This is a genomic window from Kribbella aluminosa, assembly GCF_017876295.1.
Lineage (GTDB): Bacteria > Actinomycetota > Actinomycetes > Propionibacteriales > Kribbellaceae > Kribbella > Kribbella aluminosa.
The window spans coordinates 4,210,242-4,225,583 of the sequence record NZ_JAGINT010000001.1 but is presented as its reverse complement, the minus strand read 5'-3'; the positions used below and the strand labels follow the sequence as shown (position 1 = coordinate 4,225,583).

Annotated in this window: 14 protein-coding genes; 4 read left to right on the top strand and 10 right to left on the bottom strand. The window is 69.3% G+C overall.

Annotated elements, in window-relative coordinates:
* The first annotated feature begins 27 nt into the window (after positions 1 to 27).
* Together ctaD and JOF29_RS20270 are read left to right on the top strand one after the other, a co-directional pair.
* The gene (gene ctaD, locus JOF29_RS20275; protein ID WP_209695728.1) at positions 28 to 1,710 is read left to right on the top strand and encodes an aa3-type cytochrome oxidase subunit I; all 1,683 of its coding nucleotides are present in this window, start codon (positions 28 to 30) and stop codon (positions 1,708 to 1,710) included.
* 236 nt (positions 1,711 to 1,946) lie between these two features.
* On the top strand, positions 1,947 to 2,411 hold the full coding sequence (locus JOF29_RS20270; RefSeq protein ID WP_209695727.1) for a hypothetical protein: 465 nt from the start codon (positions 1,947 to 1,949) through the stop codon (positions 2,409 to 2,411).
* Positions 2,412 to 2,536: 125 nt separating this feature from the next.
* Here JOF29_RS20270 and JOF29_RS20265 read toward each other — a convergent pair whose 3' ends face one another.
* The 4 genes from JOF29_RS20265 to JOF29_RS20250 all read right to left on the bottom strand — a co-directional run bounded on the left by JOF29_RS20265 (position 2,537) and on the right by JOF29_RS20250 (position 6,790).
* Complete coding sequence (locus JOF29_RS20265; RefSeq protein WP_209695726.1) at positions 2,537 to 3,406, bottom strand: Sco1979 family transcriptional regulator; 870 nt, start codon at positions 3,404 to 3,406, stop codon at positions 2,537 to 2,539.
* A gap of 45 nt (positions 3,407 to 3,451) precedes the next feature.
* Positions 3,452 to 4,126: a class I SAM-dependent methyltransferase gene (locus JOF29_RS20260; protein ID WP_209695725.1), complete on the bottom strand. Its 675-nt coding sequence runs from the start codon at positions 4,124 to 4,126 to the stop codon at positions 3,452 to 3,454.
* Complete coding sequence (locus tag JOF29_RS20255) at positions 4,119 to 5,681, bottom strand: ATP-dependent DNA ligase (protein WP_209695724.1); 1,563 nt, start codon at positions 5,679 to 5,681, stop codon at positions 4,119 to 4,121. The genes JOF29_RS20260 and JOF29_RS20255 overlap by 8 nt, the downstream gene beginning before the upstream one ends.
* Positions 5,682 to 5,821: 140 nt before the next feature.
* Positions 5,822 to 6,790: a Dyp-type peroxidase gene (locus JOF29_RS20250; RefSeq protein WP_307863491.1), complete on the bottom strand. Its 969-nt coding sequence runs from the start codon at positions 6,788 to 6,790 to the stop codon at positions 5,822 to 5,824.
* A 46-nt stretch (positions 6,791 to 6,836) separates the two neighbouring features.
* On the opposite strand from JOF29_RS20250, the gene JOF29_RS20245 reads away from it, so the two are divergent.
* A complete protein-coding gene (locus tag JOF29_RS20245; protein WP_209695723.1) occupies positions 6,837 to 8,048 on the top strand; it encodes a CPBP family intramembrane glutamic endopeptidase in 1,212 nt (403 codons plus the stop codon).
* A gap of 54 nt (positions 8,049 to 8,102) precedes the next feature.
* Positions 8,103 to 8,819: an HAD family hydrolase gene (locus JOF29_RS20240; RefSeq protein ID WP_209695722.1), complete on the top strand. Its 717-nt coding sequence runs from the start codon at positions 8,103 to 8,105 to the stop codon at positions 8,817 to 8,819.
* Positions 8,820 to 8,881: 62 nt separating this feature from the next.
* On the opposite strand, the gene JOF29_RS20235 is transcribed toward JOF29_RS20240, so the two are convergent.
* From JOF29_RS20235 to JOF29_RS20210, 6 genes are all read right to left on the bottom strand, one after another.
* Positions 8,882 to 9,841, bottom strand: coding sequence for a sigma-70 family RNA polymerase sigma factor (locus JOF29_RS20235; RefSeq protein ID WP_209695721.1), 960 nt, complete (start codon positions 9,839 to 9,841; stop codon positions 8,882 to 8,884).
* A 279-nt stretch (positions 9,842 to 10,120) separates the two neighbouring features.
* Positions 10,121 to 12,202, bottom strand: a complete 2,082-nt coding sequence (locus JOF29_RS20230) for a S9 family peptidase (protein ID WP_209695720.1) — start codon at positions 12,200 to 12,202, stop codon at positions 10,121 to 10,123.
* A 70-nt stretch (positions 12,203 to 12,272) separates the two neighbouring features.
* Positions 12,273 to 13,412 carry an ABC transporter substrate-binding protein gene (locus tag JOF29_RS20225; RefSeq protein ID WP_209695719.1) on the bottom strand — a complete coding sequence of 380 codons (1,140 nt, stop codon included), beginning with the start codon at positions 13,410 to 13,412 and terminating at the stop codon, positions 12,273 to 12,275.
* Positions 13,413 to 13,427: 15 nt separating this feature from the next.
* Positions 13,428 to 14,228: an exodeoxyribonuclease III gene (xth, locus tag JOF29_RS20220; protein WP_209695718.1), complete on the bottom strand. Its 801-nt coding sequence runs from the start codon at positions 14,226 to 14,228 to the stop codon at positions 13,428 to 13,430.
* Positions 14,229 to 14,237: 9 nt separating this feature from the next.
* Positions 14,238 to 14,702 carry a hypothetical protein gene (locus JOF29_RS20215; RefSeq protein ID WP_209695717.1) on the bottom strand — a complete coding sequence of 155 codons (465 nt, stop codon included), beginning with the start codon at positions 14,700 to 14,702 and terminating at the stop codon, positions 14,238 to 14,240.
* Positions 14,703 to 14,710: 8 nt separating this feature from the next.
* Entirely contained in the window at positions 14,711 to 15,298 is a 588-nt protein-coding gene (locus tag JOF29_RS20210; protein WP_209695716.1) for a TetR/AcrR family transcriptional regulator, read from the bottom strand.
* Positions 15,299 to 15,342: the final 44 nt, after the last annotated feature.

Genomic DNA, 15,342 nt, shown 5'->3' with positions numbered 1-15,342 from the left:
AGGGGATGCGTTAGTTCGGGAGGTGGCATGGCCAGCGTCAGCGGGCATGCCGGGGTCACCGAGCGCACCGGATCGGCTGCGGCTGGGGTTGGGCGGCGGCCACTGGGGCTGGTGATCGGCCGGGTGCTCTCGACGACCGACCACAAGGTGATCGGCCAGCTGTACCTCGTCACGTCGTTCGCGTTCTTCCTGATCGGCGGCGTGATGGCGCTGGTGATCCGCGCCGAGCTGGCCGAGCCGGGGCTGCAGTTCGTCAACGAGGAGACGTACAACCAGCTGTTCACGATGCACGGCACGATCATGCTGCTGCTGTTCGCGACGCCGCTGTTCGTTGGCTTCGCCAACGTGATCATGCCGCTGCAGATCGGGTCGCCGGACGTCGCGTTCCCGCGGCTGAACATGTTCAGCTATTGGCTGTTCCTGTTCGGCGGGCTGATCACGATCAGCGGGTTCTTCACGCCGGGCGGCGCCGCCGACTTCGGCTGGACGGCGTACTCGCCGCTGTCCAACGGGGTGCGCTCGCCGAGCGTCGGCGGTGACCTGTGGACGATGGGCCTGTGGATGGCCGGCCTCGGGACGATCCTCGGCGGCGTCAACTTCGTCACCACGATCGTCACGATGCGCGCGCCGGGGATGACGATGTTCCGGATGCCGATCTTCACCTGGAACATCCTGGTGACATCGATCCTGGTGCTGATCGCGTTCCCGATTTTCGCGGCGGCGCTGCTGGTGCTGGAGGCGGACCGGAGGCTCGGCGCGCACGTCTTCGACGCGGCCAACGGTGGGGCGATCCTTTGGGAGCACCTGTTCTGGTTCTTCGGGCATCCCGAGGTATACATCATCGCGCTGCCGTTCTTCGGGATCGTCACCGAAGTACTGCCGGTGTTCAGCCGGAAACCGATCTTCGGGTACTACGGACTGGTCGCCGCGACGATGGGGATCGGGGCGTTGTCGATCGCGGTGTGGGCGCATCACATGTTCACCACCGGGGCGGTGGCGCTGCCGTTCTTCTCGTTCATGACGTTCCTGATCGCGGTGCCGACAGGGGTGAAGTTCTTCAACTGGATCGGCACGATGTGGGGCGGGTCGGTGTCGTTCGACACGCCGATGCTGTGGGCCGTCGGCTTCCTCGCCACGTTCCTGCTGGGCGGGCTGACCGGCGTGATTCTTGCGGCGCCGGCGCTCGACTACCAGTTGCAGGATTCGTACTTCGTGGTCGCGCACTTCCACTATGTCGTGTTCGGGACTGTGGTGTTCGCGATGTTCTCGGGGTTCTACTTCTGGTGGCCGAAGATGACCGGGCGGATGCTCGACGAGAAGCTCGGCAAGCTGCACTTCTGGTTGCTGTTCATCGGCTTCCACACGACGTTCCTGGTGCAGCACTGGCTGGGTGTCGAGGGCATGCCGCGCCGGTACGCCGACTACAAGGCGAGCGACGGGTTCACGACGTTGAACCAGGTGTCGAGTGTCGGAGCGTTCATCCTGGGCGCGTCGATGCTGCCGTTCTTCTACAACATCTATAAGTCGCGTCGTAGTCCGCGGGTGCAGGTAGACGATCCGTGGGGCTGGGGCCGCTCGCTCGAGTGGGCGACGAGCTGCCCGCCACCGCGGCACAACTTCGAGTCTCTGCCGCGGATCCGGTCGGAGTCGCCGGCATTCGACCTGCACCATCCCGAGCTTGCACCACATGTCCACCGGGAAGTGCTTTAGCCCAGGTCGGCCGTCCAGGTCTGCCGTTTAGGCAGTGGAGGTCTGCCGTTTAGGCAGTGGAGGTGTGCGCCGCCATCGCCCGCGACCTCCGGGACGAAACGCGATCCCTCACCCACACCCCGTCCCGCCCATTTCAGGGGTTAACCCCTCGGTTGGACCGTTCACAGTGCGCATGCCGGGGGGAGAACCGGCCAGCTCAGGGGTTAACCCCCGAAATCGGATCAGGCGCGAGGTGGGTGCTGGGGGTACTGGCGGGGACGGCGGCGGGGACTGCGGGGTACGGCGGGTACGGCGGGCACAGCAGGGACGGTGGGTACGGCGGGCACAGCAGGCACAGCGGGGACGGCGGGTACGGCGGGGACGGCGGGTACGGCGGGGACGGCGGGTACGGCGGGGACAGTGGGGACGGCGGGTACGGCGGGGACAGTGGGGACGCCGGGTACGGCGGGGACAGCGGGGACGCCGGGTACGGCGGGGACAGCGGGGACGCCGGGTACGGCGGGGACAGCGGGGACGCCGGGTACGGCGGGGACAGCAGGGACGGCGGGTACGGCGGGTACGGCGGGTACGCCGGGGATGGCGGGGACTGCAGGGACTGCCGGGTCGGTGGGTGCTGGCCGGGGCTGGCGGGCAGACCGACTGCACAAGTTCAGGGGTTCACCTTTCACATCGCCCGTTCACCTCCGGCATGCCGGAGGTGAAGGGGCGATGTGAAAGGTGAACGTCTCAAACGGGATGCCGCTGCGAGCGGAGGCGGGTCCGCTCCGGGGCGGCGGCGATTGCCGTCGACGGGGGCGGGTTCAGGTGGTGCCTTGCATGTCCCTGCCTAGTTGAGGCGATCCAGTAGCCGGGTGATGGTTTGCTCGGTCTTCTGGGGCGGGGGACTGGTTGAGGCGAGCAACTCCAACGCCTGCGTGTATGCCTCGACGTCGTCGCGTTTGTCCAGGTAGAGCGCGCTGGTCAGGTGCTCGACGTACACGAGGTCGGGCAGGTCGCGCTGCGGGAACCGGAGCAGGGTGAACGCGCCCGCCGTGGCTGGGTGGCCGGAGTTCTCCAGGGGGACGATCTGGACGGTGACGTTCGGCCGGGCGATCGCCTCGCGGAGTGCGCCGAGCTGTCGGCGCAGGACATCGACGCCGCCGATCGGCCGCCGCAGGACGGACTCCTCGATCACCGCCCACAACCGCAACGGCGGCTCCCGGTCGAGCACGCGCTGCCGCCGGGACCGGAGTGCGACGATCCGCTCGATCTCGGCGTCGCTCCGGCCACCGCCCGGATCGAGCTGCGCCACGGCCCGCGCGTACTCCTCGGTCTGCAGGAGGCCTGGGACGTACTGGATCTCGTACGTCCGGATCAGCTCCGCCGTCGCCTCCAGCCCCAGGTACGCATCGAACCACTCCGGCGTGACATCGCCGTACCGCTGCCACCACCCCGGATCGTTCGCCTCCCGCGCCAGCTCCAGCAACCGGTCCCGCTCCGGCGCATCCTGCACGCCGTACAACGTCAACAGGTCCGAGACGTCCCGCTCCTTGAACCCGACCCGCCCCAACTCCAGCCGACTGATCTTCGACTCCGACGCCCGGATAGCCCACCCGGCATCCGTCCGCGTGACACCGGCCCGCTCACGCAACTCCCGCAGATGACTCCCGAGCAGCATCCGCAGCGCAGTAGGCCCCACCACACTTCGCCCCGCCATACCTCCAACCCTACATCATTTTCGAACAAATGTTCCCATCGGATCTCAGTCGCGGAGGTACTCCGCGCGCCAGCGGTGGAGGGTGGGGTCGGTGGGGCTGGGGGCTTGGTCGAGTTGGATGAGATGGAGGTCCGGTGTGGTGAAGGAGTGGATGGTGGCGCGGGTGAGGGGCCAGGGTGGGCCTTGGAGGGTGGTGTCTGGCTGGTCGTCGGGGCGGGCGGCGGCGATGACCAGGAGGGTGCCGCCGGGGGCTACCAGGTCGGTGACGTGGGCGATGGCGTCGGGTTGCAGGGGAATCGGGAGGGCTTGGACCGTGTAGATCTCGACGACCAGGTCGAACGCGTGGTGCCAGTCGGCGGGTGGGTTGAGGAGGTCGGCGACGACGTAGTGCGTCTTCGAGGCCGGGTGGTTGCGGTGGGCGGTCTCGATCGCGCTGGGGGAGATGTCGAACGCGGTCGTGTCGTAGCCGCGGTCGACGATCAGTTCGGCGTCCCAGCCGGTACCGGCGCCGACGACCACCGCGGTCTTGCCGGTGCCGTCCGGCTCGGACTCGTCGATCCAGTCCGCGAGCAGTTGATGCGCCGTACCGCGGTCCCACGGCACGACCGCCTCGCCGTCGGCCGCAGCGGCGTACAGGTTCTCGAACCAGCCGGTCGGGTCGTCGCGGTCGAGCGCCGCGCGGGCGATCCGCCGGGTGACAGCATCGGGGTCCTCAGTCATCGACGCGCTCCTCGATCTCGACTACAGGTTCAGGGCCGGTGTGGATCGCCCGCACGGTCTGCACGGTGTCCACGTCGGCCGGCCGCTTGTCCTCGCGGTACCGGATCACCCGGGCGAATCGCAGCGCCATCCCGGCCGGGTACCGCGGTGAAGTCTGCACCCCGTCGAACGCGATCTCCACCACCACTTCCGGCCGGATGTGCACGACCCAGTCGTCCCGGCGTACGGCGAGCTCCTGGAACCGCTCCGTCTGCCAGCGCAGCAGCTCGTCGGTCAGCCCCTTGAACGTCTTCCCGAGCATCACGAACTCGCCCGTGGTCTCGTCGCGCGCCGCGAGGTGCAGGTTCGACAGCCAGCCCTTGCGCCGACCGTGCCCCCACTCCGCGGCCAGCACCAGCAGGTCGAGGGTGAACGTCTGCTTGACCTTCACCCACCCCGACCCGCGCCGACCTGCCTCATACGGAACCGTCAGCGATTTCACCACGACACCCTCGTGCCCCCGCCGTACGGCGTCGTCGAAGAACGCCTGCCCCGCCTCCGCGTCGGACGTGACGAGGCGCGGGATCCGGCGCTCCTCGGGCAGCAGCTTCGAGAGCCACTGGTGCCGGGTCGCACCGTCGAGCCCGAGCAGATCCTGGCCGTCGAGATGCAGGATGTCGAAGAAGTACGGCGTCAACGGCACGCTCTCCGGCCCCGTCCCGGCACGGGTGGCCGTGCGCGACCCGGTGACCTGGAACGGCTCCGGCCGCCCGTCCGCCCGCAGCGCGATCAGCTCACCGTCCAGCACGACCTGCTGCGCGTCCAGCGCCAGCACGGCTGTGACCACCTCGGGCACCCGCGCGGTGATGTCGTCCAGCGTCCGCGTGTAGACGACTACGCGATCGCCGTCGCGGTGCGCCTGGATCCGGATGCCGTCGAGCTTCCACTCGAGCGCTGCCGGCGTACCGGTCTTCTCCAGCGCCTCCGCGACCGTGGTCGCCGACTGCGCGAGCATCGGCTGCACCCCGCGCCCGACCTCGAGCCCGAACTGCGCAAGGCCCGCCTCGCCCTCCGTCAGTACGGCGACCGCGACCGGGGCCGTCGCTCCGCGCAGCATCGCCGCGGCCCGGATCTTGTCCAGCGGAATGCCGGTCGCCCGCGCGACCGCGTCGGCCATCACGCCGTCCAGCGCGCCCTGTCGCAGCTCACCGCCGACGAGCAGCCGGAGGAACCGCTGCTCGTCCTCGGTCGCACGCTCGAACAACGCGTCCACCGCGGCCCGGCGTCGCGCCTGCACACCGGCGCCCGACATCTCGGCCAGCTCCGCGAACGCCCGGTCCACCTCGGTGACGGTCAACGAGGACTCCGCGGCCGGGGCGGGAGCCTCCGTCAACGTCCGCCAGCCGACCCCGGTACGCCGTTGCCGCAGCTCGCCGGACAGGTACGTCACGATGATCTCGATCTCGGCCGGCTCGGTGGCCCCGGACAGCAGTCCGGCGATGAACCCGGCCTTCTGCAGCCGCGACCGGGTCCCGGCCAGCGCCGCCGAGGTCTCCACCAGCTTGATCAGCAACATGCCCCAAGTGTCTCTCGCCCTACCGACAGTCCGGAGAAGCGCGACTTTCCGCTACCGCACGCACCTGCTCGGTACCGACGAGGACACCAAGGCCGGCTACCTGTACGCCGTTGGGCATGCCAACGGAACGGCCACCGTGATCAACTTGCTCGGCAAGCCGCCGGCGGAAGGTCGTCCAGGAACTCCGCCGGCGGCGTGAAGAACAGGCCGCCGGTGACCGCGGTGGAGAAGTCGAGCAGCCGGTCGTGGTTGCCCTCGGGTACTCCGATGAACATCCGCCGCAGCATCAGCTCGGTGACCGCCGGCGTCTTCGCGTAGCCGATGAAGTAGGTGCCGAACTCCTGCGTGCCGACGGTGCCGAACGGCATGTTGTCGCGCAGGATCTGCAGCTCGTTGCCGTCCTCGTCCTCGACCACGTTCAGCACGATGTGCGCGTTGCCGGGCTTCTTGGCGTCGTCCATCTCGATGTCGTCGAGCTTGCTCCGGCCGACCGCGAGCTCCTGCTGCTCGACGGTCAGCGAGTTCCACGCCTTCAGGTCGTGCAGGTACTTCTGCACGATCACGTAGCTGCCGCCGCGGAAGTCCGGGTCCTCGTCGCCGACCAGTACGGCGTCCCGGGCCTCGGCACCCGTCGGGTTCTCGGTGCCGTCGACGAAGCCGAGCAGGTCGCGCATCTCGAAGTACTTGAAGCCGTGCACCTCGTCGACGACCGTGGCGGCGCCGCCGAGCACGTTCATGATCTGCGCGGCGAGCTCGAAGCACTGGTCCTGGTGCGTGGCCCGGATGTGGAACAGCAGGTCGCCGGGCGTCGACGGTGCCTGGTGCGTCTTGCCCTTGAGCTCGACGAACGGGTGCAGCTCGGCGGGGCGGGGTCCGCCGAACAACCGGTCCCAGGCGTCCGATCCGACACCCGTGACGCAGGACAGGTTGCCTGCCGGTACACGGAAGCCGACAGAGCGCACCAGGCCGCTGAGGCGCTCGAGCAGATCCCGGGCGCGGTCCTCGCCGTCGGGCTCGATCTGCACCACGAGGAAGATGGCCGAGCCGCTCAACGGCATCAGTACGGACTGCGGCAAAGCGTCCGTCTCCCGATCCGGTTCCGTAACCACCGTGCTCTCCCTCCGTCCAGTTGGCCCGATCTTCTAGAGTCCAGTCATGGACCCGCAACAGCCCGGGCCGTCTCCGCAACCGGGCCCATACTCCCAGCCGGGGCAGTACCCACCGCCGCCGCCCCACCCCGGCACGCCTGGGCCGTATGGCCAGCCAGGTCCACAGCAGCCGCCCGGCCAGTATCCGCAGCCATATCCGCAGCCGTATCCGCAGACGTATCCGCAGACCGGGGGGCAGCAGCCGGCGCCGTACGCGCACCCCTATGGTCAGCCCGGCCTGCCGTACGCCTACCGGGAGCCGCGCATCGTCCCGGCACCGGCCGGAACGCCGTACCACCGGCTGGCCCGGACATCGAAGCACACCTGGTGGCGCCCGGTCCTCGGCTCGGTGCTGCTCGCCGCGATGGCGTTCTGCGTGATGATGTTCGTGGTGGTCGCCTGGGTGATCGTGCACGAGCTGGTGGCCGGCCCGTTCGGCACGCCGCAGGGCGCGGACATCTTCCCGAGCGCCACCGAGAACCTGGCGCTCTCGCTGGTACTGCTCGCGGTCCTGACACCGCTCGTCGGCCTGGCCGCGTGGATCGTGCAGCGGCGGCCGTTCTGGAGCGTCGCCTCGGTACTGAACAGGATCCGCTGGCGCTGGCTGCTCTGGTGCTGCCTGCCGGCGCTGGGGTACGTCGTGCTGTCGTACCTGATGGGCCTGCTCGTCGACGCGGTGTTCCCGCCGCAGGACGCGATCGGCAGTGAAGGCGGTGCGTGGATCGGCCTCGGGGCGTTCGTCGGACCGGCGCTGCTGATCCTGGTGCTGGTGCCGTTCCAGTCGACGGCGGAGGAGTTCGTGTTCCGCGGCTGGGTGATCCAGGCGGTCGGGGCGTACGGGCCGGACAGCGCGGAGGGACGGGCGCCGTGGTTGCGCCGGCTGTTCCGGTCGCCGTGGCCGGGGATCGTGATCGGTGCCGCCGCGTTCGTGTCGGCGCACGGGTACAGCGGCTGGGCGATGGCCGACGTCTTCCTGTTCGCGGTGACGGTCGGCTGGCTGACGGTACGGACCGGGGGACTGGAGTCCGGGATCGCGCTGCACGCGACGAACAACCTGGTCGCGTTCTTGTTGCCGTTGGCAATGGGTCACGGCAGCGAGTGGAACCAGCAGGGCGGCGCGCCGTGGACGCTGCTCGCGTCCGACGTGATCTGCCTCGGGGCGTACGCGTTCGCGGTCACCTGGCTGGCGCGGCGGCGCGAGCTCGGCCGCCTGAGCTGAGTTGCACCGAAAAGGACGCGAGAACTGTCGGTCGGCTCTGGCAGGCTTTGCCGGGTGACGAACGTGAAGATCGAGGCCGTGCTGTTCGACTGGGGCGGCACGCTGGCAACCTGGCACGACATCTCCCTGCACGAGACCTGGCGGGCGGTGACCACCGTGCTCGACGAGGCGAACGCCGACGAGCTGGCGGCCCGGCTGGTCGCGGCCGAGGGCTCGGTCTGGCGGCGGTCCCGCGACCAGCATCGGAGCAGCACGTTCGACGAGGTGTGCGCGCTGGCGGAGATCGTGATGACGCCGGACGGCCTCGCGGAGTACGAGCGCCAGTGGGACCCGCACACGGTCCTCGAGCCGGACGCGGCCGAGACCCTGCAGGCACTGCGGGACGGTGGGCTGAAGCTCGGCGTCCTGTCGAACACGATCTGGCCGCGGCGGCGGCACGAGGAGATCTTCGCGCGGGACGGCGTGCTGGAGCTGTTCGACGGCGCTGTCTACACCAGCGAGATCGCGCACACCAAGCCGCACCCGGAGGCGTTCCTGGCGGCGATGCGGGCGGTCGGGGTGTCCGATCCGTCCCGGTGCCTGTTCGTCGGCGACCGGCTGTTCGACGACGTCTGGGGCGCGCAGAACGCCGGCATGCGCGCGGCCCACCTGCCGCACAGCGCGATCCCGCGCGAGCAGATCGGCCATACGGAAGGTACGCCGGACGCCACCGTCCAGCACCTGTCCGACCTGCCGGCCCTGATCGACAGCTGGAACGAGGCCGCCGCCTGAAACCGAAGGACCCCCGGGCCAGATCGTGGCCCAGGGGTCCTGAGGGGTTTCGGGGTGGGGTGTTACGCCGCCAGGGTCGGATCTGCCATCAGGCGGAGGCGGCCCAGCGCCTCGCGCTCGATCTGGCGAACCCGCTCCGCCGAGATGCCGTGCACCGCGCCGATGTCGGCCAGCTTGGCCTGGCGGCCATCGTGCAGACCGTACCGTCGCCGGATCACGTCCGCCGACCGCGGGTCGAGCTGGTCGACCAGGCTGAACAGGCCCGAGCGGTCCGACGCATCGGCGACCAGCTGGTCCGGACCCGGCGCGGTCTCGGCCGCGATCAGGTCACCCAGCGAGGTCTCACCCTCGTCGTCGACCGGGCTGTTCAGGCTGATGTGGTCCCGGCCGATGCGGATCAGTTCGGTGACCCGCTCCGGGTCCAGGCCCAGCTCCGCCGCGATCTCGGCGATCTCCGGCTCCCGCCCGAGCTTGCGCTCCAGCGTCCGCCGTGCCGACCCGATCTGGTTCAGCTGCTCCACCACGTGCACCGGCAGCCGGACCACCCGGGCCTGCTGCGCGATACCGCGGGTGATCGCCTGCCGCACCCACCAGGTCGCGTACGTCGAGAACTTGAATCCCTTCCGGTAGTCGAACTTCTCCACCGCCCGGATCAGCCCCGTGTTGCCCTCCTGGACCAGGTCCAGCAGCGGCATCTGGGACCGCCCGTAGCGGCGCGCGATCGACACCACGAGCCGGAGATTCGCGGTCACGAACCGCTGCTGTGCGCGCCGGCCCTCTTCGGCCAGCCACTCCAGCTCTTCCTCCGTCGCATATTTGGGCGCTCCGCCCTTCTTCCGTCCAACCCGCCCCTCGGCCAGCAGTTGCTCCGCCAGGAGTCCTGCCTCGACCGTCTCAGCGAGCTCGACCTCTTCCTCAGCCGTCAGCAGCGGAGTGCGCGCGATCTCTTCCAGGTAGAGACCTACGCTGTCCTTGCCGTCGATACCGTCGTCCGTCACCCGGACACGAGTCATGCGAGCCACCGAAACTCCCTTCGTCGTTACATGGAGAGCAACGCTCGAGTAGGGTTCAAGATTCCGGTACCAGTGTGTAAACACCCTGAAGGTTCCCTGAGAGTTCCCGGCACCGAATCCACGCTGGAAACCGGTGTCCCAAGGCCTGGTGGCGATATTCGGCGCAACACTCCGCGGCGAACCTGAGAAACAACGCAGAAATCCGCCCGCGGATGTGCTGCACAACACACACCCGGGGGCGGAAATTCCCGCTTTTCAGCCGGATTCGGGCTGGATTCGGCGCTGGATTCAGCCCAGGCCGAGGGTGTCCAGTTCCCAGGCGAGCGCGAACGCGACCTCTCGCCAGGCGTCGTACCGCCCGCTGCGGCCGCCGTGCCCGGCCTCCATCTCGGTCTTCAGCAGTACGTCGGAATCACCGGTCGCGGTGGCCCGGAGTTTCGCCACCCACTTCGCCGGCTCGACGTACAACACCCGGGTGTCGTTCAGGCTGGTGATCGCCAGGATCGCCGGATAGTGCTGCGCGGTGACGTTTTCGTACGGCGAGTAGGACTTCATGTACGCATACACCTCGGGGTCCGCGAGCGGATTGCCCCATTCCTCCCACTCGATCACGGTGAGCGGAAGCGACGGGTCCAGAATCGACGTCAGCGCGTCCACGAACGGGACCTCGGCGACGATTCCGGCGAACGCTTCCGGGGCCAGGTTCGCGACCGCGCCCATCAGCAGGCCGCCGGCGCTGCCGCCCTGCGCGACGAGCCGCTCCGGCTTCGTCCAGCCGGCCTGCACCAGGTGCTCGGCGGCCGCGACGAAGTCGGTGAAGGTGTTCCGCTTGGTGAGCATCTTGCCGTCGTCGTACCAGTGCCGGCCGAGCTCGCCGCCGCCGCGCACGTGGGCGATCGCGAACACCACGCCACGGTCCAGCAACGACAGCCGCGGGATCGAGAACCAGGGGTCCATCGAGCTCTCGTACGAGCCGTACCCGTAGAGCACGACCGGCGCGTTCCCGTCCTTGGCGACCTCCTTGCGCGCGACCATCGAGATCGGCACCTTGGTCCCGTCCGGCGCGGTCGCCCACTCGCGGTACTGCGTGTAGTCGCTGAGGTCGACGCCGCCGAGCACCGGCTGCTGCTTCAGCAGTCGCCGTTCACCCGTCGCCACGTCCACGTCGTACGTCGAACCGGGCGTCACGAGGGACGTGTAGCCGAACCGGTACCGGGTGTCCTGCCATTCGTCGTTGCGGCCCGGCGATACCGTGTAGATCGGCTCGTCGAACTCCAGCGCCTCCGGGTCACCGAAGCTGTCGCCGGTCCGCCTCATGATCGCCAGCTCGGTGAGCGCGTCGCGGCGGCGGTAGAGGATGACGTGGTCGGCGAACGCGTCCGCGCCGAGCAGCCGGCTGGTCTCGTCGCCCTCGATCAGCGTCGTCCAGTCGCCGGGGGAGTCGAGTGGCGCGGAGGCGAGGGAGAAGTTCGCGGCGTCGGCGTTGTGGGTGATCAGCAGCTGGTCGCCGGCGTGCTCCACGTCGTACTCGACGCCCTCGCGGCGCGGCGCCACGACGACCGGCTCGCCGGCCGGGTCCTGGGCGTCGAGCAGCCAGACCTCGCTGGTCAGCTTGCTGCCGAGCGCGATCATGATCGCCTGCTCGTTGCGGGTCAGGTCGACGCCGACCCAGAACCGCTCGTCGGGCTCCTCCATGACCAGGACGTCGTCCGTCCTACCCAGGGTGTGCCGCCAGACCTGGTACGGGCGCCAGGCGTCGTCGACCTTGGTGTAGAAGAGCGTCGAGTTGTCGGCGGACCACGCGGAGCCGTAGTGCACGTCGGGCAGCTCGTCCGGCAGCAGCTCGCCGGTGCTCAGGTCCTTGATCCGCAGCGTGAACCGCTCGTCGCCCTTGACGTCGACGGAGTACGCCAGCAGCCGGCCGTCGGGGGAGACGTCGATGGTGCCGAGCGAGAAGAACTCGGAGTCGCCCGCGACCTCGTTGCCGTCCAGCATCACCTCTTCGCCGGCGATCTCGCCGTCGGTCGCGGGCGGCTGGTCGCCGTCGACCTTCACCCGGCAGTGCAGCGCGTACTGCTGTCCCTCGATCGTGCGCGAGTAGTACCAGTACCCGCCGCGCCGGGCCGGCACGCTCAGGTCGGTCTGCAGCGTGCGGTCGGAGATCTCCTTGAAGATTGCCTCACGCAACGATTCCTGGTGTGCGGTGCGCGCCTCGGTGTACGCGTTCTCGGCCCGCAGGTACCCCAGGACCTCGTCGTCGGACTTGTCCCGCAGCCACTCGTACTCGTCGACGAACGTGTCGCCGTGGTGCGTCCGCTCGACCGGTTTCCGGGCAGCAACCGGCGGCGTAACAGAAGAAGACTCAGCCATGCGGTGAGACTACCCGCGACACCAGGCGACAGGTGAGCGGCGGCCGCTGAACCCGCGCGAAGAACCCAGCTCAGGTGGTGGGCGGTTGTGCCGCCGTGCTCTCTCCGCCGGCGTGAAGGATCCGGAAGCGATCGGCTTCCGCCGGATCTCGATCGACGACCTGGATCGGCGTACCGGCCCATTGCCAGACGCTGATGCCTGGCGTGCGGGAGAACTGGATCTGCCCACGGGTGCCCTCGACGGCAACACGCGGCCAGAAGTCGGCAATGCGCGCCCGGTCCGCGCCCTGAGAACGCAGTACGTCGGCCAGAACGGCGACCGTGTCGTAGCCCTCGAAGGCGACAAAGGAGGGCGCTCCGCCGAGCCGCTCGCGGAGCGTGGTCTCGACTCGGGTACCGAGCGGGCCGAGGCGCTCGGGCAGGTAGCGCAAGAACGGGATCGCGGCGCCGTCGTCGCCGAGCAGCGCCGCCCATTCGGTGAACTCCGGTTGCCCTGCCGGAGCACCCAGCATGACCTCGGCGAGGCGCTGGTCGCGGCGAACCGCCTTGACGATCGGCACGGCCGGCTCCGGATGGCCGACCAGAAGAAGGAGGGCCGTCGCCCGCTGGGCGGCGAGCTCGTCGCACACGGCGGCGGGCGTGAGCGCGCTCATGTCGAGCTCGATGACGGTGCCGCCGCGGGGAGCGAGACTGTCCCGCAGGATGCGGGTCCCGGACGCCCAGTAGACGGTCGGCTGGGTAGCCACGGCGATTCGGCGGTGGCCCGCGCGGAGGAGGAAGTCGGCGTACAGCTGCCAGCCGCGGGACTGCGGTGGCGCGAGGCGCGCGACCCAATCCGTTGGTTGTTCGGTGAGCGCGTCGAGAACCGCCGACGAGCAGAGAAACGGCAGCCCGAGGGCATCGGCCCTGGCAGCAGCGGTGCGCGCCACGACACTGTGATATTCCCCTGCCAAGGCAGCCACGCCCAGGCCGGCCAATTCGTCCACGGCCGCCGCGGCCTTCTGAGGATCGGCTGCGGTGTCTCGGACGACCAGCTCGAGTGGTCGTCCGGCGATCCCGCCGGTGTCATTGACTTCGCGAGCGGCAAGCTCGAGTCCAGCGAGCAGATGCCGGCCTGCCTCGACCCAGCCGGGCCGGGTGAGCGGAACCAGAGCGCCGATCCGCACTGACGATCCGTCGGTCCGCTCCGATGCAGATGGTGGTGTATTCATAGGGCCACGGGTCGGTTAGAGGGCGTACGTCGCGACGACCGGGGCGTGGTCGCTCCAGCGTTCGGCGTAGGTGGGGGCGCGGTGGACGACGCAGTTCTTCGCGGTGGTCGCGAACTCGGGGGAGGCGATCTGGTAGTCGATGCGCCAGCCCGCGTCGTTGTCGAAGGCCTTGCCGCGCCAGGACCACCACGAGTACGGGCCGGGGCCGTCGCCGCCGAACCTGCGGCCGAGGTCGACCCAGCCGGCCTCGAACAGCCGGTCCAGCCAGGCGCGTTCCTCGGGCAGGAAGCCGCTCTTCTTGCGGTTCGCCTTCCAGGCCTTCAGGTCTTCCTCGCGGTGCGCGATGTTCAGGTCGCCGCACATCAGCACGTGCCGGCCGTCGGCGCGCAGATCGGTCAGCCGTGCGGTGATCGCGTCCAGGAACGCGTACTTCTCCTCCTGCCGCGGCGGCGTCTCGAACTCGCCGGTGAAGACGTACGTGCTGATCGCCGTCAGAGTCGATCCGTCGTCGAGGACCACGTCCGCCTCGACCCACCGCCCGGAGCCGTCGAACCGCTCCGGGCCGATGTCGCCGCGCTCGCCCTTGATCGGCCGCCGGGTCGCCACCGCGACACCGGCGCGGCCCTTGTGCCCGTCGCTGGCGGGCTCGGCGTGCGCGACGTTCCAGTCGCCGCCGAGCAGATCGCGCAGAACGTCGTCAGGCGCGCGGACTTCCTGCATCAGCAGCAAGTCCGGGTCGACGTCCTGCAGCCACGGCCCCATCCCGCGCCGGAAGGCGGCCCTGATCCCGTTCACGTTCACCGTGGCAACCAGCACGGCAAGACCTTACCCTCCGTGATGCCCGGGCTTGACCACCATCAGCACCAGCACGATCAGCCAGAGCAGGCCGAAGATCCCGGACGTCATCGAGAGCTGCTTCGCCTTCGACAGCACGGCGCCGCGTTCCTCCGCCGTACCGCCGGCGACCGCGAGTACGGCGGACTGGGCCGGGACGACGAGGTACGCGAGCACTAGCGCCGCGGCCAGCGTCAGCACGATCGAGCTGATCAGCCACGCCTCGCCCATCACGTGCATGCTGCCCGCGAGCGCGAACCCGAACAGCGGTACCGCGAGGCTCGCCCACGCGTACACCTCGGTGATCCGGTGCAGCACCGGCAGCCCGCCCGCGTCGGGGGTCTCCGCGGTCAGCAGCTTCCGCGCGAGCGGCGGGAACATGCTGGCCGCGACGGTGACGGGGCCGACGCAGAGGACGGCGGCGAGGATGTGGACGATCAGGAAGAACTTGTTCATGTGACTCACTAGGTCGTCGTCGAAAGGATCGCGTCCAGCGACTGTTCACAGAGATGCTCGAGAGCTTCCGGCGAGACGGTCGGGTCGTCGATCCACACCAGCAGGGTCTGTTCGACGTAACCCTGCCAGCCGTGACAGGCGAGCTCGACGACGGGGGTGACCTCGATGCCACGCTCGGCGACCGCGCCGATCACCCACTGGCTGAACACCCGCCGCAGGTCGGAGTGCAGCGCCCGGATCTCGGGGTCGCCGGCCGCGGACATCAGCAGCGTCGCCCGGTACAGCTGCGGGGCCTCGAGTACGGCGCGGACGAACGCGCGGATGCCGGCCCGGAGTTGCTCGGCCGGCGGCAACGACGGGTCCGGAGCGGTCCGCAGCATGACCTCGGCGGCCGCCTCCTCGATGACGGCGTACTGGAACTTCTTCTTCGAGCCGAAGTAGTGGAACAGCAGTGCGGGGGAGACCCCCGCCTCGGCGGCGACCAGCTCCACCGTGAGCTCGCGGTGCGGGTCCGCGAGCAGTACGCGCCGGGCGGCGGCCAGGATCTGCGCGCGCCGTTCGCCGGGGCGCAGCCTGGAGGATGAGGTCTGGGTCATAGCAGCCAGTCTATTGAGTAATCGGTCAACAAGCACTTACTGTT

Bases quoted from the DNA above. Each gene is read 5' to 3' on its own strand.
- JOF29_RS20215 (WP_209695717.1), bottom strand. From the start codon at position 14,702: ATGAACAAGTTCTTCCTGATCGTCCACATCCTCGCCGCCGTCCTCTGC.
- JOF29_RS20225 (WP_209695719.1), bottom strand. From the start codon at position 13,412: ATGAATACACCACCATCTGCATCGGAGCGGACCGACGGATCGTCAGTG.
- JOF29_RS20245 (WP_209695723.1), top strand. From the start codon at position 6,837: ATGGACCCGCAACAGCCCGGGCCGTCTCCGCAACCGGGCCCATACTCC.
- JOF29_RS20210 (WP_209695716.1), bottom strand. From the start codon at position 15,298: ATGACCCAGACCTCATCCTCCAGGCTGCGCCCCGGCGAACGGCGCGCG.
- ctaD (WP_209695728.1), top strand. From the start codon at position 28: ATGGCCAGCGTCAGCGGGCATGCCGGGGTCACCGAGCGCACCGGATCG.
- JOF29_RS20230 (WP_209695720.1), bottom strand. From the start codon at position 12,202: ATGGCTGAGTCTTCTTCTGTTACGCCGCCGGTTGCTGCCCGGAAACCG.
- JOF29_RS20255 (WP_209695724.1), bottom strand. From the start codon at position 5,681: ATGTTGCTGATCAAGCTGGTGGAGACCTCGGCGGCGCTGGCCGGGACC.
- JOF29_RS20260 (WP_209695725.1), bottom strand. From the start codon at position 4,126: ATGACTGAGGACCCCGATGCTGTCACCCGGCGGATCGCCCGCGCGGCG.
- JOF29_RS20265 (WP_209695726.1), bottom strand. From the start codon at position 3,406: ATGGCGGGGCGAAGTGTGGTGGGGCCTACTGCGCTGCGGATGCTGCTC.